Below are 2295 nucleotides of genomic sequence, written 5' to 3'. Positions count from 1 at the left end.
CGACCCCGGTGCAGTCGATGGAAATTTTTCTTCCATCCCGGAGCAGCAGCTCCACACATCCGGTATCCATATTAAACTTGCAAACGCTTTCATCATACTTCATGTTCGTGTCCTCCTGAAATCATGTTGTAGCTTATGTCGGTCAATCTATGATTTCGGATTTCATCTTCCACGGACACCCATATTGAATTTTCCGAAGAAAACAAATAATCCGAACCCATCTCCTATCGGAAACAAGTTCGGATTATTTTTGTTTGGTCCGAGTGGCGAGAATCGAACTCACGGCCTCTTGAACCCCATTGTGCTTCTCTCGAAAACACAATGTACAATCCGATACTGCCTAGACTCAGTATCGTTAAATTTCAAATGTATTATATCATTCTGTTTCATTGGATGTCAAGACGTTTCATTCCTTTTGTGGTCAAATTGTGGTCAAACGACCCCGACAAATGACTTTTCTCCCCCAGCTAAGTTACATCGCGCAATTTCGATTTTCATCAATCGAAGTTGCGCTTTTTGTTTGCACGAATTATCTATAAGGAGGATTTGTCAACCATGTCAATGAACCATCGTTGTTTTTTCATCCTTGACAGAATTGTATGACCCTTGACTACTTTTACGGACAGGCCGGAGAACTCTTTTCGTTCTTCCGCATTCCAAAGGCTCTTTTTCAGGAGCAGCGGTTTCAAGATCTGTCAACCGATGCCAAAACTCTGTACGGCATCCTGCTTGACCGCATGAGCCTTTCTGTTAAAAATGAATGGTTTGACAAAAAAGGTCGAGTGTTCATCATCTTCACGATTGAGGATGTCAAGAGGACTTTGCGTTGCGCAGACAACAAAGCGACCAGACTGCTCCGGGAACTTGAAGAATTTGGTTTGATTGAACGAAAACGTCGAGGGCAAGGAAAGCCATGTTTGGTGTATGTGAAAAACTTTTCGGCAGAATCTTCAAAGGAGAGTGTCAAGAATCGTGATAATGACGATTCTTGTGGCTCTAAAATCGCTTGTCAAGACCCGGTAAAATCACGAGGTATTAAGAAAAAAGAGAATAAAACAGAGATGAATAATACGAATCTTATCCTTTCCGACGAATCGGAGAAGATGAAGAATCGTGAACTGCTCGAAGAATATTTCTCATGCTCTTTGGAGATAGACCTTCTTCTCCGGCTCTGCCCGGATGATGAAGATACCCTCTATCAAATCGTGAATTTGCTGGTGGACACCTGCGCCACCAAACGCAAGCTGCTGCGCATTGCCGGGGACGATAAGCCCGCCGAGGTGGTACGCAGCCGGTTTATGAAGCTGAACGCCGACCATATCCGCTTTGTGCTGAAGTGCCTTGCAGAGAACAGCAATCCGATCCGTAACATGAAACAATACCTGCTGGCTTCTCTGTACAACTCACCCACCACCATGCAGCTTTCCTACCAGAACCAAACCAACCACGACTTAGCGAATCGGAGGTGATGAGAATTTCAAAGAAAGCAACCACGATTGCCATCGTCAACCAGAAGGGCGGCACTGGCAAGACCACCACCTGTGAAAATCTGGGCATCGGTCTGGCGATGGAGGGCAAGAAAGTTCTGCTGGTGGACGCTGACCCGCAGGGCAGCTTGACCATCAGCATGGGCTGGCAGCAGCCCGATGAACTGCCCACTACCCTTTCCACCTTGATGGCAAAAGCCATGAACGACCAGAGCATTCCGCCCGGTGAAGGCATCCTGCACCATGCGGAGGGCGTTGACTTGATTCCGGCAAACATTGAACTGGCAGGGCTGGAAGTTTCCCTTGTCAACTGCATGAACCGGGAGAAGATGCTGAAACAGGTGCTGGAAGGCGCAAAGCACGACTACGATTTCATTCTGCTGGATTGCACCCCTTCACTTGGGATGCTGACCGTCAATGCACTGGCGGCGGCAGACACCACCCTGATTCCGGTGCAGGCGCAGTACCTTTCCGCAAAAGGTCTGGAACAGCTTTTGCAGACCGTCCAAAAAGTCCGGCGGCAGATAAACCCGAAATTAAAAATTGAGGGCATTCTGCTGACTATGACAGATAGCCGCACCAACTATGGGCAGCAGATCGACAACCTGATTCGAGGTGCTTACGGCAGCAAGATCAAAGTGTTCGACCAGACCATTCCCCGGTCTGTCCGCGCTGCGGAGATCAGTGCCGTGGGCAAAAGCATTTTCCAGCATGACCCCAAAGGCAAGGTGGCCGAAGCCTACCGCTCTCTGACGAAGACTAACTATTAAAAGTCAAGCCCTAAAATGAAAAAATCCGCCAACCATCC

General features: G+C 48.0%; 3 protein-coding genes. 2 read left to right on the top strand and 1 reads right to left on the bottom strand.

Annotated elements, in window-relative coordinates; translation table 11 throughout:
• Window positions 1-103: DUF6061 family protein (locus J3353_RS16445; RefSeq protein WP_242701012.1), on the bottom strand; the 103-nt coding region annotated here is incomplete at its 3' end.
• A 496-nt stretch (window positions 104-599) separates the two neighbouring features.
• Between J3353_RS16445 and J3353_RS15830 the strand changes: the two genes are divergently transcribed.
• Both J3353_RS15830 and J3353_RS15825 read left to right on the top strand, forming a co-directional pair.
• Window positions 600-1469 (top strand): DUF6017 domain-containing protein, encoded by an 870-nt coding sequence (locus J3353_RS15830; RefSeq protein WP_207685226.1) that lies wholly within the window; start codon window positions 600-602, stop codon window positions 1467-1469.
• Window positions 1469-2257 (top strand): ParA family protein, encoded by a 789-nt coding sequence (locus tag J3353_RS15825; RefSeq protein ID WP_207685225.1) that lies wholly within the window; start codon window positions 1469-1471, stop codon window positions 2255-2257. The genes J3353_RS15830 and J3353_RS15825 overlap by 1 nt, the downstream gene beginning before the upstream one ends.
• Window positions 2258-2295: the final 38 nt, after the last annotated feature.

It is taken from the genome of Faecalibacterium sp. Marseille-Q4137, from assembly GCF_017377535.1.
GTDB classification, from domain to species: domain Bacteria; phylum Bacillota; class Clostridia; order Oscillospirales; family Ruminococcaceae; genus Faecalibacterium; species Faecalibacterium duncaniae.
This window is presented reverse-complemented; position numbering and strand designations above follow the sequence as displayed.